Below are 25,919 nucleotides of genomic sequence, written 5' to 3'. Positions count from 1 at the left end.
GTTCACTCTTTTTCGCCAGTGGTTGCCGGTAGTTCGACGCACACGCCCAGGCCGGTGCCATCCAGTCCTTCGTGCAGGCTGATGCGGCCGTGGTGGATCTCCACGATGCGCTTGACGATGGGCAGGCCGAGCCCGCTGCCGGCGCTGCTGGCCACGCTGGGGCTGCGGTAGAAGCGGGTGAAGATGGCCGCTTGTTCGGCTTGCGCCACGCCGGGGCCGTTGTCGCGCACCCAGAGCAGCAACTGGTCGCCCGTGCGTTCCAGGCTCACCGCTACGCGGCCGCCTTCGGGGGTGTAGCGCAGGGCGTTGCCGACCAGGTTGGTGAGGATCAGTCCAAGCCAGACCGATACCCCCATCAGTGTGGTCCCCGGGTGGGTGTCGAGGGTGAGTTCGATCCGCCTGTCGATGGCCTGGGGAGCGAGCTCGGCGATGGTTTCTTCGGCGAGCAGGCCGAGGTCGACGCGGCGGAAGGTTTCGTGCAGTTCCTCGCCGTCGAGCCGGGCCAGCAGCAGGATCTGCTCCATCAGTGCGCTGATGCGCTCCACGCTGCGGCTGACCTGCTGCAGGCCATGGGCATGGGCTGCCGGGTCGGAAGAGCGCAGCGCCACCTGGGCGTGGGTGCGTAGGCTGGCCAGCGGTGTGCGGATTTCGTGGGCGGCGTCGCTGGTCAGGCGGCGTTCGGCCTCCATGGCCGACTGCAGGCGCTCCAGCAGCAGGTTCAGTTCTCTGACCAGACTGTGCACCTCCACCGGCGCCCGGCTCAGCGACAGCGGATGCAGGCTGTGGGCGGTACGCTGGTGGACCTGGGCGATCAGGCTGCGCAGCGGCGCCAGGCCCTGGCGAACGCCGAGCCAGACCAGTACGAGGAACAGCGGCAAGGCCAGCAGCAGCGGGAACAGCGCGCTGAACAGCAGCAGGCGCAGCGTCTTGGAGCGGTAATGCAGGTCCTCGAATACCCAGATCCGCACACCGTCCGGGCCCGCCGAGGCAATCTGCAGCACCCGCCAGTTCACGTCGCCCTGCTCCAGTCTGGAGAAGCCCAGGGGCTGCTGCTCGACGCCCGCTGGCGGTTCGGCGGTGGTAAGCAGGCGCTGCCCCTGGTACCAGATGGAGTAGCCCAGCGTGGCTTCCCGGCGTATCAGTGGCAGACCTTCGATGGCCTTGCGGCTGCGGGCGATGATGTCGCCCGGTGGCGTGGGCTGGGCATCGATGGAGTCGGCGATATCCACCAGGCTCAGGGCGGCCTGGCCGAAGTCGATCATGTCCTGGTCGTAGAGACCGTTCACCTGCTGGCGGGTCAGGTGATAGGTGAAGAAGCCGGCGACCAGCCAGCACAGCGAGATGCCGCCGATCAGCAGCAGCAACAGGCGGCGGCTGAGCGAGCCGGCGCGGCGCGGGACAGGGCTCACGGCGAGGACGGATTGTCGGGGCGGTCGATGCCGTAGCCGATACCCCGCACGGTGCGGATCAGGCCATTGCCGAGCTTGCGACGCAGGTGGTGGATGTGGACTTCGATGGCGTTGCTCTCCAGGTCGCCGTCCCAGCCGTACAGGGCCTCCACCAGGCGGGTGCGGGACAGCACCTTGCCGCGCTGTTCCAGCAGCAGGCGCAACAGTGCGTATTCGCGCGGGGCCAGTTCCACCGGCGTGCCGCAGAGGCTGACCTGGTGGGTAGCCGGGTCCAGCATCAGTTCGCCGTGCTGCAGCAGCGGCGCGGCGCGGCCGGTGCGGCGGCGGGTGAGGGCGCGGACGCGGGCGAGCAGTTCGTCGAGGTCGAAGGGTTTGGTCAGGTAATCATCGGCGCCGGCGTCGAGGCCGGCCACGCGGTCGGCGACCTTGTCGCGGGCGGTGAGAATCAGCACCGGTGTCAGGTCGCCGCGCCGGCGCAAGCTGCGCAGTACTTCCAGGCCGTCCTTGCGCGGCAGGCCGAGGTCGAGGACCAGCAGGTCGAACTCGTCGGTCTGCAGCGCCTGGTCGGCAGCCTGGCCGTCCTGGACCCAATCCACGGTGTCGCCTTCCAGGCCGAGCCCGGCGCGAATGCCGTCACCCAGCAGTTGGTCATCTTCCGCCAGCAGGATTCTCATCGGTGCCCCCTCATCGCACGGCGCCGCCGCGACTGTCCCGAGCAGGATAGCCGCAGAGGCAGTTTCGCGGCAGAGGGTCGCAGCCCTGGCTTAACGAGGCGTTAAGAGGGGAGTGAGTTTGCTCGCGAACGGACCGGCCGGCCGTGCCGGCGTCGGGCGGTTCGCGAGCAAGGGCTAGGCGCTCCCCTCGATCCTTCGAAAAGCATCCTGCGTTCTTGCGCGGGTGACGCGATCCACCAGGTAGACCACGCCGCGATAATCGATGCCGCCGTGGGCGGACAGGCCGATCTCGCAGGTGCGGCTGGTGGAGACGCCTTCCTCACAGTACTGCACGGCATCCCTGAGCGTACGCAGCGAGTGCGCATTCAGTTCCGGTGTGGTGAAGCCCTTGTCACCGGCGAAGCCGCAGCAGTGGATGCCTTCGGGGATCACCACTTCGCGGGTGCAGCGCTTGACCAGGTCGATCAGCGCCTGGCTCTCGCCCAGGTGCTGGGTGCTGCAGGTGACGTGCACGGCCACCGGCTTGTCCTGCGGCTGGAAGTCCAGGCGCTCTACCAGATGGGTGCGGATGAACTTCACCGGGTCGTAGATCTTCAGCCGGTCGTCCGCCAGCTCCTGCACCAGGCGCAGGGTGCAGGGGCTGGTGTCGCAGTAGATCGGATCGAGGCCGCCACGGCTGGCGCGCAGCAGCTCGGCGAGCAGCTCGTCGCGCTTGGCGTCGGCCTGGTCCTTGTAGCCTTTTGAGGCGAAGGGCTGGCCGCAGCAGAGGTTGTCGGCGTTGTCCGGGAAGACCACCTGGTAGCCGGCTTTTTCCAGCAACTGGCGGGTCTTGTCGATCAGTGGTACCTGCTCCTCGTCCGCCGCCGCCGGGCCCATGGCGCGGGACACGCAGGCGGTCAGGTAGACCACGCGCGGGCGGCTGTCGTCGAGCGTGCGCGGTGGTGTGGCGAGGCGAACCGGTTGCGGCATGGCTGGCGTCCACTGTGGCACGCGGCCCTCGCTCGCATTACTGATGGAGGCGCTGAGGCTGGCCAGGCGCGGCGCCCCTAGCACCCTGCGTGCACCATTGGCCGCATGCAGCATGAAGCGAGCACCTTTCATCGCCGTGGCGAAGTTGCGGGCGAGCCAGGTGGCGGTGCCGGCGTGGTGCGCTTGTCCGCCGCGCAGCTTTTTGATGAGCTCGCCGGTGTTGATGTTCACCGGGCAGCGCTGGGCACACAGACCGGTGGCGGCGCAGGTGTCGATGCCCTGGTACTGGTAGTCGCGCTCGAGCTGCGTGGTGTCGATGCCGGCGCGGCGCTTGGCCTGGATATCACGCCACATGACGATGCGCTGGCGCGGGCTGAGCGTCAGCCCCTTGGACGGGCAGACCGGTTCGCAGAAGCCGCATTCGATGCACTTGTCGACGATCTCGTCGGCGGCCGGCAGCGGCTTGAGGTTCTTCAGGTGCAGCTGCGGATCGTCGGTCAACACCACGCCGGGGTTGAGGATGCCGGTGGGGTCGAGCAGGCGCTTCAACTGCCACATAAGCTGGTAGGCGTCGTGGCCCCATTCCAGCTCGACGAAGGGCGCCATGTTGCGCCCGGTGCCGTGCTCGGCCTTGAGCGAGCCACCGTACTCCACCGCGACCAGGTGCGCGACGTCGTCCATGAAGGCCGAGTAGCGGGCGATCTGCTCCGGCGTTTCGAAGCCCTGGGTGAAGACGAAGTGCAGGTTCCCTTCCAGCGCGTGGCCGAACAGGATGGCTTCGTCGTAGCCGTGCTTGTCGAACAGCGCGATCAGGCGGTTCACGCCTTCGGCCAGTTGTTCGACGGGGAAGGTGACGTCCTCGATGATCACCGTGGTGCCGGTCTCGCGCACCGCACCGACGGCCGGGAAGGTGTCCTTGCGGATGCGCCAGAGCTGGTTGTAGACCACCGGGTCTTCGCTGAAGTCGACCTGTTTCTCCACCGGGTAATCGGCGATGGAGGCGTTGATCTGCGCGAGTTGTTCATGCAGCAGCGACTGGGTCGCGGCGCGGGATTCGATGAGCAATGCGCAGGCGCCTTCGGACAGGCTCTTCACCCACTCCGGCATGCCCTGCATGTTCTCCACCGAGCGCAGGCTGCGGCGGTCCAGCAGCTCTACGGCGGAGACCGGTTGCTGCTTGAGCACGGTTACAGCCTTGCAGCAGGTCTCCACATCGGGGAAGACGATCAGCGCGCTGGCCTTGTTCGGGTGGTCCGGCACGGTGTCGTAGGTCACCGCGCTGATGAAGCCCAGGGTGCCCTCGGAGCCGACCATCAGGTGGGTGAGGATATCCAGCGGCTCGTCGTAGTCGACCAACGCGTTCAGCGACAGGCCGGTGGTGTTCTTCAGCCGGTACTTGTGGCGAATCCTGGCGGCCAGCTCTGTGTTTGCACGAGTCTGCCGGCCCAATTCGGCGAGCTGGTCGAGCAGGGCGCCGTGGCTGTCGCGGAAGGCGGCGACGCTGTCGGGCAACTCGCTGTCCAGCAGGGTGCCGTCGGCCAGCAGCAGGCGCATGCCGGCCAGGGTGTGGTAGCTGTTCTGCGCGGTGCCGCAGCACATGCCGCTGGCGTTGTTGGCGACGATGCCGCCGATCTTGCAGGCGTTGATCGAGGCCGGGTCCGGGCCGATCTTGCGGCCGAAAGGTGCCAGCCAGGCGTTGGCCTGGGCGCCGATGACGCCGGGCTGCAGGCGAATCTGCGTACCGCCGTCGCGGATGTCGCGGCCATTCCAGTTGTCCCCCAGTACCAGCAGTACCGAGTCGCTCACGGCCTGGCCGGAGAGGCTGGTGCCGGCGGCGCGGAAGGTCACCGCGACCTGGTGGGCGTGGGCGGACTTGAGCAGGGTGGCGACTTCGTCTTCGCTTTCGACGCGGATCACCAGCTTGGGGATCAGGCGATAGAAGCTGGCGTCGGTGCCGAAGGCCAGGGTCGAGAGCGGGTCGTCGAAGCGGCGCTCGCGGGGGATCAGGTGTTCTACCGTGTCGAGGAATGCGGCAGGGAGGCTCATGGCGGCTCCAGTCATCATCGGTGAGCGTGGACCGCTGGACGGTCCATCGGTGTTCTTCTATCGAACGCGCCGAGGCACGGTCTGGCTCGCTCCTACGAAAAGAGGGCGTTTACGCGCCCAGTTCGCGCACCAGCGAGTCACGGGTGATCTCGCTGATGGACTTGGCGCCGGTGAGCACCATGGCCACGCGCATTTCCTTTTCGAACAGGTCCAGCAGGTTCTTCACGCCGGCTTCGCCGTGGGTCGCCAAAGCGTAGAGGAAGGCGCGGCCGATGAGCACGGTGTCCGCGCCCAGGGCGATCATGCGCACCACGTCCAGACCGTTGCGGATGCCGGAGTCGGCGAGAATCTTCAGGTCGCCCTTCACCGCGTCGGCGATGGCCGGCAGGGCGCGGGCGCTGGAGAGCACGCCGTCGAGCTGGCGGCCGCCGTGGTTGGAGACGACGATTCCGTCGGCGCCGAATTTCACTGCATCCTTGGCGTCCTCGGGGTCGAGGATGCCTTTGATCACCATCGGGCCGTCCCAGAAATCACGGATCCACTCCAGGTCCTTCCAGGAGATCGACGGATCGAAGTTGGCGCCCAGCCAGCCGATGTAGTCGGCCAGCCCCGTGGGGTTGCCACGGTACTTGGAGATGTTGCCCAGATCGTGCGGCTTGCCCAGCAGACCGACGTCCAGCGCCCAGGCCGGGTGAGTCATGGCCTGCCAGACACGACGCAGCGGCGCGTTCGGGCCGCTCATGCCGGAGTGGGCATCGCGGTAGCGCGCGCCGGGCACCGGCATGTCGACGGTGAACACCAGGGTGGTGACGCCGGCGGCCTTGGCACGCTCCAGGGCGTTGCGCATGAAGCCACGGTCTTTGAGCACGTAGAGCTGGAACCACATCGGTCGGTCGATGGCTGGGGCGACTTCCTCGATGGGGCAGACCGACACTGTGGACATGGTGAACGGAATGCCCTTCGCGGCCGCCGCACGGGCTGCCTGTACCTCGCCGCGCCGGGCGTACATGCCGGTCAGGCCAACCGGGGCCAAGGCCACCGGCATGCTCAGCGTCTCGTTGAACAGGCGCGTCTCCAGGCTCAGCTCGGACATGTTCTTCAGCACGCGCTGGCGCAGGGCGATGCCGGCCAGATCGTCGACGTTGTTGCGCAGCGTGCGCTCGGCGTACGCGCCGCCGTCGGCGTAGTGGAAGAGGAACGGCGGCAGCTTGCGTTGGGCGGCGGCGCGGTAGTCGGTAGAGGCAGAGATGATCATTGGACGTCTCATCAATCGTGGTCTTGTTGCGGGCGTCGTCCCCGCGAAGGCGGGGACCCAGAGAAAACTAGCTGCTCAATCCGGATTCCCACAGGCGGGAATGACGATCCAGTGCCATTTCCATTAATGCACGAGCATGCCGGTGAAGATGTACGCCTGGGCCAGGGTGATCAAACCCACCATGGCGGCGAACATCAGGCTGTGCTTGAGGGTGAAGCGGAACAGGTCCGATTCCTTGCCGACCATGCCGGTGGCGGCGCAGGCCACGGCGATGGATTGCGGCGAAATCATCTTGCCGGTCACGCCGCCGCTGGTGTTGGCGGCCACCAGCAGGGTGTCATTGACCCCGATCTGGTGCGCAGTGGTGGACTGCAGCGAGCTGAACAGCGCGTTGGACGAGGTATCCGAACCGGTCAGGAACACGCCCAGCCAACCGAGGAACGGCGAGAAGAACGGGAAGGCCGCGCCGGTGCCGGCCAGGACCAGCGCCAGGGTGGTGGACATGCCCGAGTAGTTGGTGACGAAGGCGAAGGCCAGCACCATGCCGATGGAGAGGATCGGCCATTTCAGCTCGATCAGGGTCTCCTTGAAGGTGGTCAGACCAGTTTTCGCACCGATGCGCAGGATGAACATCGAGACCACGGCGGACAGGAAGATTGCGGTGCCGGTGGCCGAGACCGGGTCCAGCTTGAACACGGCGGCGATCGGCGTCGGGTTGGCGACGATGGGGGCGGTCTTCACGACCAGCTGGTCCAGGTGCGGAATGGCGAAGTTGAATACCAGGCTGTAGAGCGTGCCGCCCGGCGCGAACATGGTCTTGAACGGCTTCAGGGTCCAGATGGTGACCAGCACGGTCAGCACCAGGAAGGGCGACCAGGCCTTGAGGATTTCGCCGAAGCTGTAGGGCGAGGGCTCGGTGTCGCGGGAGCCGTTGCCGCCCATGACCGCTGCGCCGCCAGCGGTGGCGACCACTTTACGCTCGGCTGCCGGCTGCCAGACCTTCAGGAACAGGGTCAGGGAAATCAGGCTGACCAGGGCGGAAGTGATGTCCGGCAGTTCCGGGCCGATGAAGTTGGAGGTGAAGTACTGGGTGATGGCGAAGCTGCCGCCGGCGACCAGCGCGGCGGGCCAGGTTTCCTTCACGCCCTTGAGGCCATCCATCATGAATACCAGCCAGAACGGCACGAGGATCGACAGGAACGGCAACTGGCGGCCGGTCATGGCACCGATCTTGAAGGCGTCGATGCCGGTGACCTGGCCCGCGACGATGATCGGGATGCCCAGGGCGCCGAAGGCCACCGGCGCGGTGTTGGCGATCAGGCACAGGCCGGCTGCATACAGCGGATTGAAGCCCAGGCCGACGAGCAGGGCGGCGGTGATCGCCACCGGCGCGCCGAAGCCCGCCGCGCCTTCGAGGAAGGCGCCGAAGGAGAAGCCGATCAGCAGCACCTGCAGGCGCTGGTCGCCGGTGATCGACAGCACCGAGCTGCGGATCACTTCGAACTGGCCGCTCTTGACCGTGAGTTTGTAGAGGAACACCGCCGCGACGATGATCCAGGCGATCGGCCACAGGCCATAGGCGAAACCATAACCGGCGGCGGCGATGGCCATGTCGGCGGGCATGCCGAAGGCGGCGATGGCGATGATGATCGAGAGGGCGAGGGTGATGCTGCCGGCGACGTGGCCCTTGAGGCGGAACACGGCGAGGGCGAGGAAGAAGAACACGATCGGAATGACGGCGACCAGCGCGGACAGGCCAAGGCTGCCGAGCGGGGTATAGATCTGCTGCCAGGTTTGCATCTGGTTGGCTCCCTAATTGTTTTTGGGTGGAGGGCCTTGTTGCCGGTCGGGCGATTCCGTTGCGCTTGTGGCGCGCTGGCAGGCGGTCGACTGATCGCGGCGTAGTTGTCGTGTAATCGACTTTGCGGTAAATTGGTAAGACCAATTTACAAAGCCGAGCGCTCAGGGTAAAAGCCCTGCTGTCGGCGTGTCAATTTGCTGCGATTCAACTTTTGTCGATAACGCCCGGGTGGGCGGGGTGGTCTTGTTGCCGGCTTCGGGGTTGGTCAGACTGCCGCGCTCGGCGCGCAAGTCGCGGCGCAGAGCGTTTTGCCGTGGGAGATCACGAAGATGGGATTTGGTCAGGTCAAGCAGCGCCGTCTGTCGGATGACATCGTCGAGCGGCTGGAGGCGATGATTCTCGAAGGCACCCTCAAGGCTGGCGAGCGCCTGCCGGCGGAGCGAGTGCTGGCCGAGCAGTTCGGCGTGTCGCGGCCGTCACTACGCGAGGCGATCCAGAAGCTGGGGGCCAAGGGCTTGCTGGTCAGTCGCCAGGGGGGAGGCAATTACGTCAGCGAAGGGCTGGGCTCAATGTTCAGCGATCCGCTGTTGCATCTGCTGGAGAGCAATCCGGAAGCGCAGCGCGATCTGCTGGAGTTCCGTCACACCCTGGAAGGCTCCTGCGCGTACTACGCCGCGCAGCGTGCGACCGAGGTGGATCATCAGCGCCTGAAGCAGGCTTTCGACACGCTGCAGGAGTGCTACCAGGGGCACGGCAAGGTCAGCCGGGCGGAGGAGGGAGCGGCGGACGCGGCCTTCCACCTCGCCATCGCCGAGGCCAGTCACAACGCCGTATTGCTGCACACCATCCGCGGCCTGTTCGACCTGCTCAAGCGCAACGTGGTGACCAATATCGGCGGGATGTATGCGCAGCGCGACGAGACCCGCGAGCAACTGATGCGTCAGCATCGTGAGCTCTACGAGGCGATTGTCGGCGGGCATGCGGAGGCGGCGCGGGAGATTTCCCAGCGACACATCGATTACGTGCAGGAAGTACTGGCCGAAGCCCAGGCGCAGGAAGTACGCCTGCAGCGGGCGCAACGGCGCCAGGGCGCAGTGGACGCCTGACCGGCAACGCGCCCTCGCTGAGGGAGGGCGCTGAAGGACTCAGTCGTCCTTGCCGTGGCGAATGGCGCGCTGGACCTCGCGGTTGGCGTCGCGCTCCTTCGCCGTATCGCGCTTGTCGTACTCTTTCTTGCCCTTGGCCAGTGCGATCTCGCACTTGATCAGGTGCTTCTTCCAGTACATCGACAGCGCGACGCAGGCGTAGCCTTTCTGCTGCACGGCACCGAACAGCTTGCCCAGCTCGCGCTTGTGCAGCAGCAGCTTGCGCGTGCGCACCGGGTCGGCGATGACGTGGGTGCTGGCAGTGGTCAGCGGCGTGATGTGGCTGCCCAGCAGCCAGGCTTCGCCATCCTTGAGCAGCACGTAGCTGTCCACCAGCTGCGCCTTGCCGGCGCGCAGGCTTTTCACTTCCCAGCCGGCCAGGGCGACGCCCGCCTCGAAGCGCTGCTCGATGAAGTAGTCGTGCAGAGCCTTCTTGTTCTGCGCGATGGTCCCCGAAGGGTGTTTCTTCTGTTTAGCCATAGGCCGCGCATTATAGGGAGTCGCTCGCCGCGCCGCTATCGGGACGGTGCATGCCGGCATGCAAGCTTGAGGGGGCGTGGCTAATCTCGGAGAATGCGCGCTGTTTTTTTGATCAGCGGGCGGGTAATCGCCCCATAACAAAGCGAGACGTCTATGAGCACGCATATCCAGCGTTCGGCGCTGCTGCCCTACCCGGCGAAGGCGCTGTACGACCTGGTCAATGATGTGGCGCGCTACCCGGAGTTCCTGCCCTGGTGCTCGGCTTCCACTGTGCTGGAGGAAAGCGAGGTGGCCATGCGCGCCGAGCTGACCGTGGCCAAAGGCAGCATCACCCAACGCTTCACCACGCGTAATGCGCTGGTGCCCGGCCAGAGCATCGAGATGAACCTGGAGGAAGGCCCCTTCACCCAGCTGCACGGCGTTTGGACCTTCAAGGCCCTGGGCGACAAGGCCTGCAAGATTTCCCTCGACCTGACCTTCGATTACGCCGGCGCGCTGGTGAAGGCCACCCTCGGCCCGCTGTTCACCCAGGCGGCGAACACCATGGTCGATGCCTTCTGCCAGCGCGCCAAGCAACTCCATGGCTGAAGCGGCGAGCATCGCCATCGAGGTGGTCTACGCACTGCCCGAGCGGCAAGCCCTGCTGCGTCTGAGCGTGCCCTACGGCACCCGGGTGCGCGAGGCGGTGCTGCTGTCGGGCATCGCTGCGCAGTTTCCTGATCTGGATGTGCAGAATTGCCCACTGGGGATTTTCGGCAAGGCCGTGGCCAAGCCCGATGAGCGCGTGCTGGAAGACGGGGAGCGGGTGGAGATCTATCGTCCGCTGATCGCCGATCCCAAAGAGGTTCGCAAGCAGCGCGCGGCTCGGGCCAAGGCCGCCAGGGGCTGAATGCCCCGGTCCTGAAACAGCAGGCAACAAAAAGCCCGGCATTGGCCGGGCTTTTTTGTCGGGCAGACCCTTATTGCGGGTTCTTGTCCAGCGGTTCCGGGGTCGGGACCGGCACGGTTTCCACCTGGTCCACTTCCTTCTGGATCTGCTCTTCCACGGAGCCGGGCTTGGCCGGTTCTTCCTTGGGCTGTTCGGGTTGCTGCTGGGTCGGTTCCGACGGCGTGGTGGTCGGGCCACCTTCCTTGCCGAGGATCGACTCGTCGCGGCTTACGCCGGGCATGAAGTCGCCGTTGAGGCCGATCAACTGGTCGCTGTCGCTGAAGTACAGGCTCATGCGCTCCTGCTGGCGCTGACCGCCACCGGGCTGGATGCTGTACAGGTAATCCCAGCGATTGGGATGGAAAGTGTCGACGATCAAGGGGTTACCCATGATAAACCGCACTTGGCGCCGGGTCATTCCAGGCTTCAACTGGTCTATCATGTCTTGTGTTACGACGTTGCCCTGCTGGATGTCGATCTTGTAAACCCCCGGGAAAGAGCAACCGGCGAGTGCGGCGAGTCCCAGCGCGAAGGCGAGACTGGTCAGCATGAGCTTGGCGTTTTGCATCGGGTGGTGACTTCCACTATCTTGGCTGAGCGACGAAAACCCCGATCATACCTGCATTGAGGGAAGCTGCGAAGCATCCCGCGCCGAGAAAGCACACATGGTTGAAAATAGCGAACTGCGCAAAGCCGGACTGAAGGTCACGCTGCCGCGCGTCAAGATCCTCCAGATGCTCGATTCCGCCGAGCAACGCCATATGAGCGCGGAGGATGTCTACAAAGCGCTGATGGAGGCGGGTGAGGACGTAGGTCTGGCCACTGTCTATCGCGTGCTGACCCAGTTCGAGGCCGCGGGCCTGGTGGTGCGCCACAACTTCGATGGCGGCCATGCCGTCTTCGAGCTGGCCGACAGCGGCCACCATGACCACATGGTCTGCGTCGATACCGGCGAAGTCATCGAGTTCATGGACTCGGAAATCGAAAAACGCCAGAAGGAGATCGTCAGGGAGCGCGGCTTCGAGCTCGTCGATCACAATCTGGTGCTCTACGTGCGTAAAAAGAAGTAAGCACACGCAGATGCAGAAACGGCGACCCTAGGGTCGCCGTTTTCGTTTGTGGCACGGTTCGTCGGGGGTAGGGCGTATAACGCTCCGCGTTATACGCCGATTGACTATGGTCCCGCTTCGCTCTGGTTCGACCTGGGAATGATTGGCCAAGCTCAGCCGCGAAGTCAGCGATGCGGTAGGTGTATCGACGTACAACCGCGACCGGTTGTACGCCCTACGGGTCAGCCCTGTATGGCGGAGTCCACCATCTTGCGTGCGTGGGCCAGGGATTCCTTGGTCAGGTCGACCCCGCCGAGCATGCGGGCGATTTCCTCGATGCGTTCGGCCTTTTTCAGGTTGGCCACGGCGGTGCGGGTTTCGCTGGTGTCGCGGTCCTTGTGCACGAACAGGTGCTGGTGCCCCTGTGCAGCCACCTGTGGCAGGTGGGTGACGGTCAGTACCTGGCCGCGATCGCCCAGGCGCCGCAGCAGTTGGCCGACGACTTCGGCGGTGGGGCCGCCGATGCCGACGTCCACTTCGTCGAAAACCAGGGTCGGGATGCGCGAGGTCTGCGCGGTGATCACCTGGATCGCCAGGCTGATGCGCGACAGCTCGCCGCCCGAGGCAACTTTCGCCAGGCCCTTCATGGGCTGGCCGGGGTTGGCGCTGACCAGGAACTCCAGCTGCTCCAGGCCGTTCACCTGGGGTTCGTCCGAGCTGGCTTCGCGCAGGTCGATGGCGAAGCGGCCACCGGGCATGCCCAGGCGCTGCATTTCCACTTCCACCGCCTTGGCCAGCTGCGGCGCGGCGGTTTGGCGGATGCGGCTGAGTTCTTCAGCCTTCTCCTGGTAATGACGGGCATAGGCGGCCAGTTCGTCGCCCAGGCGCTCGACGGCTTCATCATCGGCGTTCAGCGCTTCCAGCTCATCCAGCAGGCGCTGCTGCAGGTCCTGCAGTTCGTGGGGCTGTACGCGATGCTTGCGGGCCAGGCTGTAGATGGCGTCCATGCGTTCTTCCAGTTGTTGCAGGCGCATGGGATCGGCGTCGAAGTTGTCGACGAAGCGGTTCAGCTCGCCAATTGCCTCTTCCACCTGGATCTGCGCGCTGGACAGCAGGTTCACCGCTTCGCCCAGCGCCACCGGCTGGCTCGGGAAGGCAGTGAGGCGATTGAGGCTCGAAGTCAGGGCTGAAAGCACGTTGCCGGCATCGCTTTCGCTGCACATTTCCACTACTTGCCGGCACGCGGCGATCAGGCTGCCGGCGTTGCTCAGGGTCTTGTGTTCGGCTTCCAGCGTCTCCAGTTCGTTATCACCCAGGCCGAGGTTTTCCAGTTCTTCCAGCTGGTAGCTGAGCAACTGGTGGCGAGCGCGTTGCTCGTCGCCATTGCGCGACAGGCGGTCCAGCTCCTGGCGGGTCTGCTTCCAGCGCTGCGCGGCAAGGTGCACCTGGCGCGCCAGGTCCTGGCTGCCGGCGTATTCGTCGAGCAGGCGGCGGTGGGTGTCGGCCTTGAGCAGGGACTGGTGCTCGTGCTGGCTGTGGATGTCGATGAGCAGTTCGCCCAGGTGCTTGAGGTCGCCCAGAGGGCAGGGCGTGCCGTTGATATAGGCGCGGGAGCGGCCTTCGGCGGTGATCACCCGGCGCAGGATGCACGGGCCGTCCTGCTCCAGGTCGCGCTCGGCCAGCCAATCGCGGGCTTCGGCAATCGCGCTGACATCGAAGCTGGCGAGAATGTCGGTCTTGTCGGCGCCGGGGCGCACCACGCCGCTGTCGGCGCGGTCGCCCAGGGCGAGGCCGAGGGCGTCGAGCATGATCGACTTGCCGGCGCCGGTTTCGCCGGTGATCACGGTCATGCCAGCGGCGAGCTCGAGATCGAGGTGCTCGACGATGGCGTAGTTGTGCACGGACAGGTGAACCAGCATGGGCGGCGGCTCCTCAATAAGTCTGGTTATTTATACAGTATTTTTTGCCGCTGGCAATTCTCTCCTGTCGCATTGGGGTGCCCGTGAGGTCGGCGCCCTTGAAGTCGAAAAAATCCGCCCCATATAGACGGCAGAGCCGCGGACCAATGGGTTCGCTTTGTTTTCAAAGGCTTATTTTCTTTTTTAGGAGAGTGGCATGTCTGACGAACAACAGACTCGGGATTCCCAGTTCAACGAGCAGCCGGAAACCGGTGCTGCCGAGGACCTGAATGCCCGCGTGCTGGAGCTGGAAGAGCAGCTCGCCGCGGCCAAGGATCAGAGCCTGCGCGCCGTCGCCGAACTGCAGAACGTCCGCCGCCGCGCCGAGCAGGACGTGGAAAAAGCGCACAAGTTCGCCTTGGAGAAATTCGCCGGCGACCTGCTGCCGATCGTCGATACCCTCGAGCGCGCGCTGGAGATGTCGAACCCGGAAGACGAGGCGATCAAGCCGATGCGCGAAGGCATCGAGCTGACGCTGAAGATGTTCCACGACACCCTGAAGCGCTTCAATCTCGAGCCGGTCGATCCGCACGGCGAGCCGTTCAATCCCGAGCATCACCAGGCCATGGCGATGGAAGAGAGCGTGCGTCTGGAGCCGGGTAGCGTGGTCAAGGTGTTCCAGAAGGGTTACCTGCTCAACGGTCGCCTGCTGCGTCCGGCGATGGTCGTGGTCAGCAAGGCGCCCGAACAAACCCCGCCTTCGATCGACGAGAAGGCTTGAAATCCACCACCCGGTCCCCATCTGGGTAATCAACCGAGCCAAAGACCCGCAACAGGGTCAGCGCGGAATCTAATTTCTGGAGAGTGAAATATGGGCAAAATCATTGGTATCGACCTGGGGACCACCAACTCCTGTGTGTCCATCCTGGAGAACGGTAACGTCAAGGTCATCGAGAACGCCGAAGGCGCTCGTACCACCCCGTCGATCATCGGTTACGCCAACGACGGCGAAATCCTGGTCGGTCAGCCGGCCAAGCGCCAGGCCGTGACCAACCCGAAGAACACCCTGTACGCGGTGAAGCGCCTGATCGGTCGTCGCTTCGAAGAAGACGTCGTACAGAAAGACATCAAGATGGTGCCGTACGCCATCGTCAAGGCTGACAACGGCGACGCATGGGTCGAGGCCAAGGGCCAGAAGATGGCCCCGCCGCAGGTCTCCGCCGAAGTCCTGAAGAAGATGAAGAAGACCGCCGAGGATTACCTGGGCGAGCCGGTCACCGAAGCGGTCATCACCGTTCCGGCCTACTTCAACGACAGCCAGCGTCAGGCCACCAAGGACGCCGGTCGTATCGCCGGTCTGGACGTCAAGCGCATCATCAACGAGCCGACCGCGGCTGCGCTGGCCTACGGCCTGGACAAGGCCAAGGGCGACCACACCATCATCGTGTATGACCTGGGTGGCGGTACCTTCGACGTTTCCGTGATCGAAATCGCCGAAGTCGATGGCGAGCACCAGTTCGAAGTGCTGGCCACCAACGGCGACACCTTCCTGGGCGGTGAAGACTTCGACCTGCGCCTGATCGACTACCTCGTTGAAGAGTTCAAGAAAGAGTCGGGCATGGACCTGAAGGGCGACCCGTTGGCCATGCAGCGCCTGAAGGAAGCTGCCGAGAAGGCCAAGATCGAGCTGTCCTCGACCCAGCAGACCGACGTCAACCTGCCGTACGTCACCGCTGACGCCAGCGGCCCGAAACACCTGAACGTCAAGGTTTCCCGCGCCAAGCTGGAGTCCCTGGTGGAAGACCTGGTCACCCGCACCATCGAGCCGTGCCGCGTTGCGCTGAAAGACGCAGGCCTGGACGTCTCGAAGATCGACGAAGTGATCCTGGTCGGCGGCCAGACCCGTATGCCGCTGGTGCAGAAGACCGTTGCCGAGTTCTTCGGCAAGGAAGCGCGCAAGGACGTCAACCCGGACGAAGCCGTTGCCATGGGTGCTGCCATCCAGGGCGCCGTTCTGGCCGGCGACGTGAAGGACGTGCTGCTGCTCGACGTCACCCCGCTGACCCTGGGTATCGAAACCCTCGGTGGCGTGATGACCGCGCTGATCGACAAGAACACCACCATCCCGACCAAGAAGTCGCAGGTGTTCTCCACCGCCGATGACAACCAGGGCGCGGTGACCATCCACGTGCTGCAGGGCGAGCGCAAGCAAGCCGCGCAGAACAAGTCGCTGGGCAAGTTCGACCTGGCCGACATTCCGCCGGCTCCGCGCGGTGTGCCGCAGATCGAAGTGACCTTCGACATCGACGCCAACGGCATCCTGCACGTCGGCGCCAAAGACAAGGCTACCGGCAAGCAGCAGTCCATCGTGATCAAGGCTTCCTCCGGCCTGTCCGAGGACGAGATCGCGCAGATGGTGCGTGACGCCGAGGCGAACGCCGAGGAAGACCGCAAGTTCGAGGAGCTGGCCGCTGCCCGCAACCAGGGTGATGCGCTGGTCCATGCGACTCGCAAGATGGTCACCGAGGCTGGCGACAAGGCCACCGCCGAGGAGAAAGCTGCCATCGAGAAAGCGCTGGGCGAGCTGGAAGTTGCCGTGAAGGGCGACGACAAGGCCGAGATCGAAGCGAAGATGAACGCGCTGTCCCAGGCGTCCACCCCGCTGGCGCAGAAGATGTACGCCGAACAGCCGCAGCCGGGCGCTGCCGCTCAGGGCGAGGCCGCTGACGACAAGGCTGGCGACGATGTCGTCGATGCCGAGTTCGAAGAGGTCAAGGAGAACAAGTAAGCCGCGTGCTTGCTTCCGCTCCGGCGCACCGACCAGCGTGTCGGTGCGCATGAAACGTCACGCGGGGGCTTGCTCCCGCGTTGGCGTGTCTGGGGGAGAGGTTTTCAAGGTGCAAAGAATTTATGGCCAAACGTGATTTTTACGAGGTACTGGGTGTCGAGCGTGGCGCCAGCGAGTCGGACCTGAAGAAGGCCTATCGTCGGCTTGCCATGAAGTACCACCCGGACCGCAACCCCGGCGACAAGGAAGCCGAGGACAAATTCAAGGAGGCCAACGAGGCGTACGAGGTCCTGTCCGACGCCAGCAAGCGCGCGGCCTACGATCAGTACGGCCATGCCGGCGTCGACCCGCAGATGGGTGGCGGTGGCGCCGGCTTCGGTGGTGCGAGCTTCTCGGACATCTTCGGTGATGTCTTCAGCGACTTCTTCGGCGGTGGCGGCGGTCGTGGCGGCTCCCGTGGCGGCCCGGCGCGTGGCGCCGACCTGCGCTACACCCTCGACCTGGATCTGGAAGACGCGGTTCGCGGTACCACCGTGACTATCCGTGTTCCCACCCTGGTCGGCTGCAAGACCTGCAGCGGAAGCGGCGCCAAGCCCGGCACCACGCCGGTCACCTGTACCACCTGCGGCGGTATCGGCCAGGTGCGTATGCAGCAGGGCTTCTTCTCGGTCCAGCAGACCTGCCCGCGCTGTCACGGCAGCGGCAAGATGATCACCGACCCCTGTGGCTCCTGCCACGGCCAGGGGCGCGTGGAAGAACACAAGACCTTGTCGGTGAAAGTGCCGGCCGGCGTCGATACCGGTGACCGCATCCGTCTGACCGGCGAAGGCGAGGCCGGTGCCCATGGTGGCCCGGCGGGCGACCTGTACGTGGTGGTGAACGTGCGTGAGCACGACATCTTCCAGCGCGACGGCAAGCACCTGTACTGCGAAGTGCCGATCAGTTTCGCCGACGCGGCCCTGGGTGGTGAGCTGGAAGTGCCGACCCTGGATGGTCGCGTGAAGCTGAAGATTCCCGAAGGCACCCAGACCGGCAAGCTGTTCCGCCTGCGCGGCAAGGGTGTTGCCCCGGTGCGTGGTGGCGGTGCCGGCGACCTGATGTGTCGCGTCGTCGTGGAAACCCCGGTCAACCTGGACAAGCGTCAGCGCGAGTTGCTCGAAGAGTTCCGCGGCACCCTGCAGGGCAACTCTTCCCATTCGCCCAAGGCCAGTGGCTGGTTCGAGGGCATGAAGCGCTTCTTCGACGATCTATGATGCAAGGCCCTGGACGATGTGAATCGTCCGGGGCTTTCTAGCTTTGGAGCAGTTTTATATGCGACGTATAGCCGTAATGGGCGCCGCCGGGCGCATGGGCAAGACCCTGATCGAAGCGGTGCAGCAGACCAATGGCAGCGCCGGCCTGACCGCAGCGGTCGATCGTCCGGACAGCACCCTGGTGGGTGCTGATGCGGGCGAGCTGGCGGGCCTGGGGCGCATTGGCGTGCCGCTGTCGGGCGACCTGGTCAAGGTGGTCGACGAGTTCGACGTACTGATCGACTTTACCCACCCGACCGTCACCCTTAAGAACCTGGAAGTCTGCCGCAAGGCCGGCAAGGCCATGGTTATCGGCACCACCGGCTTCACCGTCGAGGAGAAGGCGCTGCTGAGTGATGCGGCCAAGGATATCCCGATCGTCTTTGCCGCCAACTACAGTGTGGGCGTGAATCTCTGCCTGAAGCTGCTCGACACCGCTGCTCGCGTGCTGGGTGATGAGGTGGACATCGAAATCATCGAGGCGCACCACCGTCACAAGGTCGATGCGCCATCCGGTACTGCGCTGCGCATGGGTGAAGTGGTCGCCAATGCGCTGGGGCGTGATCTGGAAAAAGTGGCCGTCTATGGTCGCGAAGGTCAGACCGGAGCTCGTCCGCGCGAGACCATCGGCTTCGCCACCGTGCGTGCCGGCGACGTGGTGGGCGATCACACCGTGCTGTTCGCCGCCGACGGCGAGCGCGTGGAAATCACCCACAAGGCCTCGAGCCGCATGACTTTCGCTCGTGGCGCTGTGCGTGCCGCGCAGTGGCTGGAAGGGCAGGCCAATGGCCTGTACGACATGCAGGACGTGCTTGGCCTTCGCTGAGCACCCGCTTTCGATCTGTTGCGCGTCGTCCGGGCGGCGTTGGATAGGAGCCTCGGGTGCTCATTTAGCACGTGTAAACTCCGTGCCCTCGATTCCTATCCGCCTTGCCCGACTCTAGCTCGCGAGATCGAAAGCTGACGCTGGGTGGCATAGCCGTACGTCGTGCAAAAGGTGGACCATGATGTCGCTTTTCTGTAAACTACAGCTTTAGTGTGTCCACTAAAAGCAGCGCAGCATGATCACATAAAAAGCGGGATGACTTCTTCTGATGTCATCCCGCTTTTTTACAATCTGCGCACGCCCAGCCAGGCTTGAACTACGGGAGGTCTTCTTGACTAAGCCAGCCATACTTGCACTTGCCGACGGCAGCGTTTTTCGCGGTGAAGCCATCGGCGCCGACGGCCAGACCGTCGGAGAGGTGGTGTTCAACACCGCCATGACCGGCTACCAGGAAATCCTCACCGATCCTTCCTACGCCCAACAGATCGTCACCCTGACCTACCCGCACATCGGCAACACCGGCACCACGCCGGAAGACGCCGAGTCGAACAAGGTCTGGGCCGCCGGCCTGATCATTCGCGACCTGCCGCTGCTCTCCAGCAGCTGGCGCGACAAGCAGTCCCTGCCGGACTACCTGAAAGAGAACGGTACCGTTGCCATCGCCGGCATCGATACCCGCCGCCTGACCCGCATCCTGCGCGAGAAGGGTTCGCAGAACGGCTGCATCCTGGCAGGCCCCGACGCCACCGAGGAAAAAGCCCTCGAACTGGCGCGGGGCTTCCCGGGCCTGAAAGGCATGGACCTGGCGAAAGTCGTTTCCTCCACCGAGCGCTACGAGTGGCGTTCCAGCGTGTGGAACCTGGAAACCGACAGCCATCCGGAAATCGCCGCTGCCGACCTGCCGTACCACGTGGTTGCCTACGATTTCGGCGTGAAGCTGAACATCCTGCGCATGCTGGTAGCCCGCGGCTGCCGCCTGACCGTCGTGCCGGCACAGACCCCGGCCAGCGAAGTGCTCGCCCTGAATCCGGACGGCATCTTCCTCTCCAACGGTCCTGGCGACCCCGAGCCGTGCGATTACGCCATCCAGGCTATCCGCGAGTTCCTCGACACCGAGATCCCGGTGTTCGGTATCTGCCTCGGCCACCAACTGCTGGCCCTGGCTTCCGGCGCCAAGACCCTGAAAATGGGCCACGGCCACCACGGTGCCAACCACCCGGTGCAGGACCTGGATTCGGGCGTGGTGATGATCACCAGCCAGAACCACGGTTTCGCCGTGGACGAGGCGAGCATGCCGGCCAACCTGCGCGCTACCCACAAGTCGTTGTTCGACGGCACCCTGCAGGGTATCGAGCGCACCGACAAGGTAGCCTTCAGCTTCCAGGGTCACCCGGAAGCCAGCCCTGGTCCGCACGACGTCGCTCCGCTGTTCGACCGCTTCATCGCGGCGATGGCCGAGCGCCGCTGAGTCCGGCCTGGTGCGAACTAGACGGAAGAGGTAGAAGAAGATGATGCCGACCCTGGGAATCACCGACCTCTGGACCTACGTCCTGGGTACGTTGTTCATCGTCCTGCTGCCGGGGCCGAACTCGCTGTTCGTCCTCGCCACCGCCGCCCAGCGCGGCGTGGCCTCGGGCTATCGGGCGGCGAGTGCGGTGTTCCTGGGTGATGCGATCCTGATGTTCCTGTCGGCGCTGGGTATCGCCTCGGTGCTCAAGGCCGAGCCGATGCTGTTTCTGGGTCTGAAGTACGTCGGCGCCGCCTACCTCTTCTACCTGGGGATCGGCATGCTCCGCGGTGGCTGGCAGAAGCTGCGCCACCCGCTGGAAGCGGCCGCCGCGCCGGCCAAGGAAGTGGACGTCAACCAGCCGTTCCGCAAGGCGCTGCTGCTGAGCCTGTCCAACCCCAAGGCGATCCTTTTCTTCATCTCCTTCTTCATCCAGTTCGTCGACCCGGGTTACGCCTACCCCGGCCTGTCGTTCCTGGTGCTGGGCACGATCCTCGAGATCATCAGCGCCCTGTACCTGAGTTTCCTGATTTTCTCCGGTGTGCGTCTGGCGGCCTGGTTCCGTCGGCGGCAACGGTTGGCTGCCGGCGCCTCGAGTGGCGTCGGCGCCCTGTTCGTCGGCTTTGGCGTGAAGCTGGCCAGCGCAACCCTTTCCTGAATATTGCAACGAGAGTCCCATGCCCAAGCGTACAGACATCAAGAGCATCCTGATCCTCGGCGCCGGCCCGATCGTCATCGGCCAGGCCTGCGAGTTCGACTACTCCGGCGCGCAGGCCTGCAAGGCCCTGAAGGAAGAAGGCTTCCGTGTCATCCTGGTGAACTCCAACCCGGCCACCATCATGACCGACCCGGCCATGGCCGACGCCACCTACATCGAGCCGATCAAGTGGCAGACCGTCGCCAAGATCATCGAGAAGGAGCGCCCTGACGCGCTGCTGCCGACCATGGGCGGCCAGACCGCTCTGAACTGCGCCCTGGACCTGGAGCGCCATGGCGTGCTCGAGCAGTTCGGCGTGGAAATGATCGGTGCCAACGCCGACACCATCGACAAGGCCGAAGACCGTTCGCGCTTCGACAAGGCCATGCGTGACATTGGCCTGGCCTGTCCGCGCTCGGGCATCGCCCATAGCATGGAAGAAGCCTATGGTGTGCTGGAGAAGGTCGGCTTCCCCTGCATCATCCGTCCGTCCTTCACCATGGGCGGCACCGGTGGCGGCATCGCCTACAACCGCGAAGAGTTCGAAGAAATCTGCGCCCGTGGTCTGGACCTGTCGCCGACCAACGAGCTGCTGATCGACGAATCGCTGATCGGCTGGAAGGAATACGAGATGGAGGTTGTCCGCGACAAGAAGGACAACTGCATCATCGTCTGCTCCATCGAGAACTTCGACCCGATGGGCGTGCACACCGGTGACTCCATCACCGTGGCACCGGCGCAGACCCTGACCGACAAGGAATACCAGATCATGCGCAACGCCTCCCTGGCGGTGCTGCGTGAGATCGGCGTGGAAACTGGCGGCTCGAACGTGCAGTTCGGCATCTGCCCGAACACCGGCCGCATGGTCGTGATCGAGATGAACCCGCGCGTATCGCGTTCCTCGGCGCTGGCTTCCAAGGCCACCGGCTTCCCGATCGCCAAGATCGCCGCCAAGCTGGCTGTCGGCTACACCCTCGACGAGCTGCAGAACGACATCACCGGCGGCCGCACCCCGGCGTCCTTCGAGCCGGCGATCGACTACGTCGTCACCAAGATCCCGCGTTTCGCCTTCGAGAAATTCCCGAAAGCCGACGCCCGCCTGACCACCCAGATGAAATCCGTGGGTGAAGTCATGGCCATCGGCCGCACCTTCCAGGAATCCGTGCAGAAAGCCCTGCGCGGCCTGGAAGTCGGCGCCACCGGTTTCGATCCGAAGCTGGACCTGCACGATCCGGAAGCTGAGAGCATCCTCAAGCGCGAGCTGACCGTGCCCAACGCCGACCGCATCTGGTACGTCGCCGACGCCTTCCGCGCCGGCAAGAGCATCGCCGAAGTCTTCGACCTGACTCGCATCGACGAGTGGTTCCTGGTGCAGATCGAAGACCTGGTCAAGGACGAAGAGCGCGTGAAGACCTTGGGTCTCTCCGCCATCGACCGTGACCTGATGTACAAGCTCAAGCGCAAGGGGTTCTCCGACGCTCGTCTGGCCAAGCTGCTCGGCGTGACCGAGAAGAACCTGCGCAGCCATCGCCAGAAGCTCAAGGTGCTGCCGGTGTACAAGCGCGTGGATACCTGCGCCGCCGAGTTCGCCACCGACACCGCCTACATGTACTCGACCTACGAGGAAGAGTGCGAAGCCAATCCGTCGACTCGCGACAAGATCATGATCCTGGGTGGCGGTCCGAACCGCATCGGCCAGGGCATCGAGTTCGACTACTGCTGTGTGCATGCCGCGCTGGCCATGCGTGAAGACGGTTACGAGACCATCATGGTCAACTGCAACCCTGAAACTGTCTCCACCGACTACGACACGTCCGACCGTCTGTACTTCGAGCCGGTAACCCTGGAAGACGTGCTGGAAATCGTCCGCGTCGAGCAGCCCAAGGGCGTCATCGTGCAGTACGGCGGCCAGACTCCGCTGAAACTCTGCCGCGCCCTGGAAGAGGCCGGTGTGCCGATCATCGGCACCAGCCCGGACGCCATCGACCGCGCCGAAGACCGCGAGCGCTTCCAGCAGATGGTCCAGCGCCTGAACCTGCGCCAGCCGGCCAACGCCACCGCGCGCAGCGAAGACCAGGCCCTGGAACTGTCGAAGAACATCGGCTACCCGATGGTGGTGCGCCCGTCCTACGTGCTGGGCGGCCGCGCAATGGAAATCGTCTACCAGGAAGAAGAGCTCAAGCGCTACATGCGCGAAGCCGTGAAGGTTTCCAACGACAGCCCGGTGCTGCTGGATCGCTTCCTGAACTGCGCCATCGAAGTCGACATCGATGCCGTATGCGATGGCGAGACCGTGGTGATCGGCGCGATCATGCAGCACATCGAACAGGCCGGCGTGCACTCCGGCGACTCCGCTTGCTCGCTGCCGCCGTACTCGCTGCCCGAGCACATCCAGAACGAGATCCGCGAGCAGGTCAAGAAGATGGCCCTGGAACTCGGCGTGGTCGGTCTGATGAACGTGCAGATGGCCGTGCAGGGCGAGGATATCTACGTGATCGAGGTGAACCCGCGCGCGTCCCGTACCGTGCCGTTCGTCTCCAAGTGCATCGGCGAATCCCTGGCCAAGGTCGCGGCCCGCGTCATGGCTGGCAAGTCCCTGGCCGAAGTCGGCTTCACCGAAGAGGTGATCCCGCCGTACTATAGCGTCAAGGAAGCGGTGTTCCCGTTCGCCAAGTTCCCCGGCGTCGACCCGATCCTCGGCCCAGAGATGAAATCCACTGGCGAGGTGATGGGTGTCGGCGACAGCTTCGGTGAGGCATTCGCCAAGGCCCAGCTGGGCGCCAGCGAAATCCTGCCGAATGCCGGTTGCGCCTTCATCAGCGTCCGCGATGACGACAAGCAGCAGGCCGTCCAGGTCGCTCGCGATCTGATTGCGCTGGGCTTCGAGGTTGTCGCGACTGCCGGTACCGCCAAGGGCATCGAAGCCGCCGGTCTGCCGGTGCGCCGCGTGAACAAGGTGACCGAGGGCCGTCCGCACGTGGTCGACATGATCAAGAATGACGAAGTCACCCTGATCATCAACACCACCGAAGGTCGCCAGTCCATCGCTGACTCGTACTCCATCCGTCGTAACGCCCTGCAGCACAAGATCTACTGCACCACCACCATCGCGGCGGGTCAGGCGATCTGTGAGGCGCTCAAGTTCGGTCCCGAGAAGACCGTTCGCCGACTGCAGGATCTCCATGCAGGAATCAACGCATGAGCAAATTTCCAATGACCGTCCAGGGCGCTCGCGCCCTGGAAGAAGAACTGAAACACCTGAAGACCGTTCTGCGCCCGCAGATCACCCAGGCCATCGCCGAAGCGCGTGAGCTGGGCGACCTGAAGGAAAACGCCGAGTACCACGCCGCCCGTGAACAGCAGGGCATGTCCGAGGCTCGCATCCGCGACATCGAGGCCAAGCTGTCCAACGCGCAGATCATCGACGTGACCACCATTCCGCACACTGGCAAGGTGATCTTCGGTACCACCGTGGATATCGCCAACGTCGAGACCGATGAGACCGTGACCTACCAGATCGTCGGCGACGACGAGGCTGACATCAAGAACAGCAAAATCTCGGTCAACTCGCCGATCGCCCGTGCGCTGATCGGCAAGACCGAAGGCGACGCCGTACTGGTGAAGACTCCGGGTGGCGACGTCGAGTACGAGATCGTTGAAGTCCGCCACGCCTGATCGGCAAAGTCCAAGCGCAGGCACCATCAGTTGGCTGCTGGCCCAGACATTCTGGGTCGGCGGCCTTTGGCTGCTTCAGTTCGTGATGCTGCCGGCGCTGGGCAAGATCGGCCTGGCGCCGCTGCTGGTGGATGCGGTGGCGCAGGCCCTGAAGCCGTTGCTGCTGGGTTTCGCCGGTTTCTGCGCGCTGCTCCAGGCCCTGGTGCTCTGGCAGGCGCGCGGATTCGCCGCCTTCACGCGCGAGATGCGTGGGCAGTTGTTGCTCAGCGTGCTGGTGATGACGGTGGCGTATTTCGGCGTACGCCAGGTTGCGCCTGACGCTGAGCGCTGGCTGCTGTTCAACTACCTGGTGGTGGCGCTCTGCGGGTTGCTGCTGGTGCTGCAGCCGGCGCCGGGGCGGGACGAGCGGAGTTGACGCTGCGGAGCCTTGCCGGCTCCGCGCTGCCGGGCTTGACTGTCAGAGACCGCTGTAGCGGCTGATGTTTGACAGGTTCTTGTTCGGCTTGGGATTGCGGCGATAGATCAGCGCCATCTTGCCGATGACCTGGATCAGTTCGCAGCTGCCGTTCTGGCAGAGTTCGTCGATCAGCGCGCGACGGTCGTCGCGTTCGGCGATGCGGAATTGCACCTTGATCAATTCATGATCGTTGAGCGCACGCTCAAGCTCGGCCATCACGCCTTCCGACAGACCGTTTTCAGCAACGGTCAATACGGGTTTCAGGTGATGCCCGATAGATTTGAACTGCTTTTTCTGCTCCTGAGAGAGCGCCATAATCTGACCCCTGGGAAAAAAGGCGGATATTCTACCCGAGTTTCGGTTATACCGGGATGCCGCTCAGACGAGGTAATACGTGGCCCGTTCCAAGACTAGCCATCGCTGGCTGAAAGAACATTTCGACGATCCGTACGTGAAGATGGCACAGCGCGACGGTTATCGCTCGCGCGCCAGCTACAAGCTGCTGGAAATCCAGGAGAAGGATCGCATCCTGCGTCCAGGCATGACCGTGGTCGACCTCGGCGCGGCGCCAGGCGGCTGGTCCCAGGTCACCAGCCGGGTGATCGGCGACAAGGGCATCCTGATCGCCTCGGACATCCTGCCGATGGACAGCATCCCGGATGTCACCTTCATCCAGGGTGACTTCACCGAGGACGAGGTTTTTGCCAATTTGCTCCAGGCTATCGGGGAAAATCCGGTAGACCTTGTGATTTCGGATATGGCCCCCAATATGAGTGGACTGCCCGCCGTGGACATGCCGCGCGCCATGTTCCTCTGCGAGCTGGCCCTGGATCTCTGCACTCGTGTGCTGCGTCCGGGGGGCGATTTCCTGATCAAGATTTTCCAGGGTGAGGGTTTCGACGCTTACCACAAGCAGGTTCGCGAGAACTTCGAGAAGGTGCAGATGCGTAAACCACTGTCGTCCCGCGATCGTTCGCGGGAGCAGTATCTGCTCGCACGAGGCTTTCGCGGCGCCTAGACTGG

At 64.3% G+C, this 25,919-nt stretch carries 23 protein-coding genes; 14 read left to right on the top strand and 9 right to left on the bottom strand.

The window, feature by feature from the left end; genetic code table 11:
• Window positions 1-2 precede the first annotated feature (2 nt).
• The 5 genes from O6P39_RS23195 to O6P39_RS23175 form a co-directional block, all read right to left on the bottom strand.
• Window positions 3-1,409 (bottom strand): ATP-binding protein, encoded by a 1,407-nt coding sequence (locus tag O6P39_RS23195; protein ID WP_275608736.1) that lies wholly within the window; start codon window positions 1,407-1,409, stop codon window positions 3-5.
• The gene (locus O6P39_RS23190; RefSeq protein ID WP_275608735.1) at window positions 1,406-2,083 is read right to left on the bottom strand and encodes a response regulator; all 678 of its coding nucleotides are present in this window, start codon (window positions 2,081-2,083) and stop codon (window positions 1,406-1,408) included. Before O6P39_RS23190 ends, O6P39_RS23195 begins: the two co-directional genes overlap by 4 nt.
• A 174-nt stretch (window positions 2,084-2,257) precedes the next feature.
• A complete protein-coding gene (locus O6P39_RS23185; protein WP_275608734.1) occupies window positions 2,258-5,098 on the bottom strand; it encodes an FAD-binding and (Fe-S)-binding domain-containing protein in 2,841 nt (946 codons plus the stop codon).
• A 109-nt stretch (window positions 5,099-5,207) separates the two neighbouring features.
• Window positions 5,208-6,353 carry an FMN-dependent L-lactate dehydrogenase LldD gene (lldD, locus tag O6P39_RS23180; RefSeq protein WP_275608733.1) on the bottom strand — a complete coding sequence of 382 codons (1,146 nt, stop codon included), beginning with the start codon at window positions 6,351-6,353 and terminating at the stop codon, window positions 5,208-5,210.
• Window positions 6,354-6,476: 123 nt separating this feature from the next.
• Window positions 6,477-8,153, bottom strand: a complete 1,677-nt coding sequence (locus O6P39_RS23175) for a lactate permease LctP family transporter (RefSeq protein WP_275608732.1) — start codon at window positions 8,151-8,153, stop codon at window positions 6,477-6,479.
• Window positions 8,154-8,483: 330 nt separating this feature from the next.
• Here O6P39_RS23175 and O6P39_RS23170 point away from each other — a divergent pair, with 330 nt between their 5' ends.
• Entirely contained in the window at window positions 8,484-9,260 is a 777-nt protein-coding gene (locus O6P39_RS23170) for an FCD domain-containing protein (protein WP_275608731.1), read from the top strand.
• A 39-nt stretch (window positions 9,261-9,299) separates the two neighbouring features.
• On the opposite strand, the gene smpB is transcribed toward O6P39_RS23170, so the two are convergent.
• Entirely contained in the window at window positions 9,300-9,779 is a 480-nt protein-coding gene (gene smpB, locus O6P39_RS23165; RefSeq protein ID WP_275608730.1) for an SsrA-binding protein SmpB, read from the bottom strand.
• 153 nt (window positions 9,780-9,932) lie between these two features.
• Here smpB and O6P39_RS23160 point away from each other — a divergent pair, with 153 nt between their 5' ends.
• The gene (locus O6P39_RS23160) at window positions 9,933-10,367 is read left to right on the top strand and encodes a type II toxin-antitoxin system RatA family toxin (RefSeq protein WP_275608729.1); all 435 of its coding nucleotides are present in this window, start codon (window positions 9,933-9,935) and stop codon (window positions 10,365-10,367) included.
• Window positions 10,360-10,668 carry an RnfH family protein gene (locus O6P39_RS23155; RefSeq protein WP_275608728.1) on the top strand — a complete coding sequence of 103 codons (309 nt, stop codon included), beginning with the start codon at window positions 10,360-10,362 and terminating at the stop codon, window positions 10,666-10,668. The genes O6P39_RS23160 and O6P39_RS23155 overlap by 8 nt, the downstream gene beginning before the upstream one ends.
• Before the next feature lie 70 nt (window positions 10,669-10,738).
• Here O6P39_RS23155 and O6P39_RS23150 read toward each other — a convergent pair whose 3' ends face one another.
• On the bottom strand, window positions 10,739-11,275 hold the full coding sequence (locus tag O6P39_RS23150; protein ID WP_275608727.1) for an outer membrane protein assembly factor BamE: 537 nt from the start codon (window positions 11,273-11,275) through the stop codon (window positions 10,739-10,741).
• A gap of 97 nt (window positions 11,276-11,372) precedes the next feature.
• Here O6P39_RS23150 and fur point away from each other — a divergent pair, with 97 nt between their 5' ends.
• Entirely contained in the window at window positions 11,373-11,777 is a 405-nt protein-coding gene (gene fur, locus O6P39_RS23145) for a ferric iron uptake transcriptional regulator (protein WP_015478949.1), read from the top strand.
• 221 nt (window positions 11,778-11,998) lie between these two features.
• Here fur and recN read toward each other — a convergent pair whose 3' ends face one another.
• Window positions 11,999-13,675: a DNA repair protein RecN gene (recN, locus tag O6P39_RS23140; RefSeq protein ID WP_275608726.1), complete on the bottom strand. Its 1,677-nt coding sequence runs from the start codon at window positions 13,673-13,675 to the stop codon at window positions 11,999-12,001.
• 196 nt (window positions 13,676-13,871) lie between these two features.
• Here recN and grpE point away from each other — a divergent pair, with 196 nt between their 5' ends.
• From grpE to O6P39_RS23095, 9 genes are all read left to right on the top strand, one after another.
• Window positions 13,872-14,435: a nucleotide exchange factor GrpE gene (grpE, locus tag O6P39_RS23135; RefSeq protein WP_275608725.1), complete on the top strand. Its 564-nt coding sequence runs from the start codon at window positions 13,872-13,874 to the stop codon at window positions 14,433-14,435.
• 90 nt (window positions 14,436-14,525) lie between these two features.
• Window positions 14,526-16,442: a molecular chaperone DnaK gene (gene dnaK / locus O6P39_RS23130; protein ID WP_275608724.1), complete on the top strand. Its 1,917-nt coding sequence runs from the start codon at window positions 14,526-14,528 to the stop codon at window positions 16,440-16,442.
• A 122-nt stretch (window positions 16,443-16,564) separates the two neighbouring features.
• Complete coding sequence (gene dnaJ / locus O6P39_RS23125; protein ID WP_275608723.1) at window positions 16,565-17,695, top strand: molecular chaperone DnaJ; 1,131 nt, start codon at window positions 16,565-16,567, stop codon at window positions 17,693-17,695.
• Window positions 17,696-17,753: 58 nt separating this feature from the next.
• Window positions 17,754-18,560, top strand: a complete 807-nt coding sequence (gene dapB / locus O6P39_RS23120) for a 4-hydroxy-tetrahydrodipicolinate reductase (protein WP_275608722.1) — start codon at window positions 17,754-17,756, stop codon at window positions 18,558-18,560.
• 331 nt (window positions 18,561-18,891) lie between these two features.
• Window positions 18,892-20,028 (top strand): glutamine-hydrolyzing carbamoyl-phosphate synthase small subunit, encoded by a 1,137-nt coding sequence (carA, locus tag O6P39_RS23115; RefSeq protein ID WP_275608721.1) that lies wholly within the window; start codon window positions 18,892-18,894, stop codon window positions 20,026-20,028.
• A 43-nt stretch (window positions 20,029-20,071) separates the two neighbouring features.
• Complete coding sequence (gene leuE / locus O6P39_RS23110; RefSeq protein ID WP_026079047.1) at window positions 20,072-20,725, top strand: leucine efflux protein LeuE; 654 nt, start codon at window positions 20,072-20,074, stop codon at window positions 20,723-20,725.
• Between the two features lie 19 nt (window positions 20,726-20,744).
• Window positions 20,745-23,966, top strand: a complete 3,222-nt coding sequence (gene carB / locus O6P39_RS23105) for a carbamoyl-phosphate synthase large subunit (RefSeq protein ID WP_275608720.1) — start codon at window positions 20,745-20,747, stop codon at window positions 23,964-23,966.
• Window positions 23,963-24,439 (top strand): transcription elongation factor GreA, encoded by a 477-nt coding sequence (gene greA / locus O6P39_RS23100; RefSeq protein ID WP_275608719.1) that lies wholly within the window; start codon window positions 23,963-23,965, stop codon window positions 24,437-24,439. Before carB ends, greA begins: the two co-directional genes overlap by 4 nt.
• Window positions 24,420-24,854: a DUF4149 domain-containing protein gene (locus tag O6P39_RS23095; protein WP_275608718.1), complete on the top strand. Its 435-nt coding sequence runs from the start codon at window positions 24,420-24,422 to the stop codon at window positions 24,852-24,854. The genes greA and O6P39_RS23095 overlap by 20 nt, the downstream gene beginning before the upstream one ends.
• A gap of 42 nt (window positions 24,855-24,896) precedes the next feature.
• Here the strand turns inward: O6P39_RS23095 and O6P39_RS23090 are convergent, their stop codons facing one another.
• Window positions 24,897-25,211 carry a YhbY family RNA-binding protein gene (locus tag O6P39_RS23090; RefSeq protein ID WP_207882711.1) on the bottom strand — a complete coding sequence of 105 codons (315 nt, stop codon included), beginning with the start codon at window positions 25,209-25,211 and terminating at the stop codon, window positions 24,897-24,899.
• A 79-nt stretch (window positions 25,212-25,290) separates the two neighbouring features.
• Between O6P39_RS23090 and rlmE the strand changes: the two genes are divergently transcribed.
• Complete coding sequence (rlmE, locus tag O6P39_RS23085) at window positions 25,291-25,914, top strand: 23S rRNA (uridine(2552)-2'-O)-methyltransferase RlmE (protein WP_275608717.1); 624 nt, start codon at window positions 25,291-25,293, stop codon at window positions 25,912-25,914.
• Window positions 25,915-25,919 lie beyond the last annotated feature (5 nt).

This window comes from Pseudomonas sp. PSE14 (assembly GCF_029203285.1).
Classification (GTDB): Bacteria; Pseudomonadota; Gammaproteobacteria; order Pseudomonadales; family Pseudomonadaceae; genus Pseudomonas.
The sequence above is the reverse complement of the archived record's forward strand: the minus strand, read 5'-3'. Positions and strand labels throughout refer to the sequence as shown.

Coding starts and splice junctions, on each gene's coding strand:
- O6P39_RS23190 (WP_275608735.1), bottom strand. CDS start 2,083: ATGAGAATCCTGCTGGCGGAAGATGACCAACTGCTGGGTGACGGCATT.
- O6P39_RS23185 (WP_275608734.1), bottom strand. CDS start 5,098: ATGAGCCTCCCTGCCGCATTCCTCGACACGGTAGAACACCTGATCCCC.
- lldD (WP_275608733.1), bottom strand. CDS start 6,353: ATGATCATCTCTGCCTCTACCGACTACCGCGCCGCCGCCCAACGCAAG.
- O6P39_RS23175 (WP_275608732.1), bottom strand. CDS start 8,153: ATGCAAACCTGGCAGCAGATCTATACCCCGCTCGGCAGCCTTGGCCTG.
- O6P39_RS23170 (WP_275608731.1), top strand. CDS start 8,484: ATGGGATTTGGTCAGGTCAAGCAGCGCCGTCTGTCGGATGACATCGTC.
- smpB (WP_275608730.1), bottom strand. CDS start 9,779: ATGGCTAAACAGAAGAAACACCCTTCGGGGACCATCGCGCAGAACAAG.
- O6P39_RS23160 (WP_275608729.1), top strand. CDS start 9,933: ATGAGCACGCATATCCAGCGTTCGGCGCTGCTGCCCTACCCGGCGAAG.
- O6P39_RS23155 (WP_275608728.1), top strand. CDS start 10,360: ATGGCTGAAGCGGCGAGCATCGCCATCGAGGTGGTCTACGCACTGCCC.
- O6P39_RS23150 (WP_275608727.1), bottom strand. CDS start 11,275: ATGCAAAACGCCAAGCTCATGCTGACCAGTCTCGCCTTCGCGCTGGGA.
- fur (WP_015478949.1), top strand. CDS start 11,373: ATGGTTGAAAATAGCGAACTGCGCAAAGCCGGACTGAAGGTCACGCTG.
- recN (WP_275608726.1), bottom strand. CDS start 13,675: ATGCTGGTTCACCTGTCCGTGCACAACTACGCCATCGTCGAGCACCTC.
- grpE (WP_275608725.1), top strand. CDS start 13,872: ATGTCTGACGAACAACAGACTCGGGATTCCCAGTTCAACGAGCAGCCG.
- dnaK (WP_275608724.1), top strand. CDS start 14,526: ATGGGCAAAATCATTGGTATCGACCTGGGGACCACCAACTCCTGTGTG.
- dnaJ (WP_275608723.1), top strand. CDS start 16,565: ATGGCCAAACGTGATTTTTACGAGGTACTGGGTGTCGAGCGTGGCGCC.
- dapB (WP_275608722.1), top strand. CDS start 17,754: ATGCGACGTATAGCCGTAATGGGCGCCGCCGGGCGCATGGGCAAGACC.
- leuE (WP_026079047.1), top strand. CDS start 20,072: ATGCCGACCCTGGGAATCACCGACCTCTGGACCTACGTCCTGGGTACG.
- carB (WP_275608720.1), top strand. CDS start 20,745: ATGCCCAAGCGTACAGACATCAAGAGCATCCTGATCCTCGGCGCCGGC.
- greA (WP_275608719.1), top strand. CDS start 23,963: ATGAGCAAATTTCCAATGACCGTCCAGGGCGCTCGCGCCCTGGAAGAA.
- O6P39_RS23090 (WP_207882711.1), bottom strand. CDS start 25,211: ATGGCGCTCTCTCAGGAGCAGAAAAAGCAGTTCAAATCTATCGGGCAT.